Source organism: Mesorhizobium sp. M5C.F.Ca.ET.164.01.1.1, from assembly GCF_004792125.1.
Taxonomy (GTDB): Bacteria; Pseudomonadota; Alphaproteobacteria; order Rhizobiales; family Rhizobiaceae; genus Mesorhizobium; species Mesorhizobium wenxiniae.
This window is the reverse complement of the sequence record NZ_SRTG01000611.1, coordinates 1-282: the sequence shown is the minus strand read 5'-3', so window position 1 is coordinate 282 and position 282 is coordinate 1. Positions and strand designations below refer to the sequence as shown.

Annotated in this window: 1 protein-coding gene; it reads right to left on the bottom strand. The window is 68.8% G+C overall.

Features of this window, described 5'->3' with window-relative positions:
* On the bottom strand, positions 1–282 hold a 282-nt coding region (locus tag EN807_RS34990; protein WP_135938121.1), incomplete at both ends, for an ABC transporter permease subunit.

Sequence of the window (282 nt, the reverse complement as noted above, 5' to 3'; positions counted from 1 at the left end):
TCGACCGGCAGCGTCGTCTGGCCGGGCGTCGACAGGAAGTAGGAAACCACGAACTGGTCGAACGACACTGCGAAGGCGAACAGCCCGCCGGCGATGACGCCGGGCATGATCCACGGCAAGGTGACGCGGTTCGTCACTTGCCACTGATTGGCGCCGAGCGAGCGCGCCGCCTCCTCCAGCTCGGGCGCGAAGGTCTGCAGCCGGGCCGACACGACCACGATGACGTAAGGCAGCGCCAGCGCGACATGGCCGAGCAGGATCGCCACCAGCCCGCGGCCGATG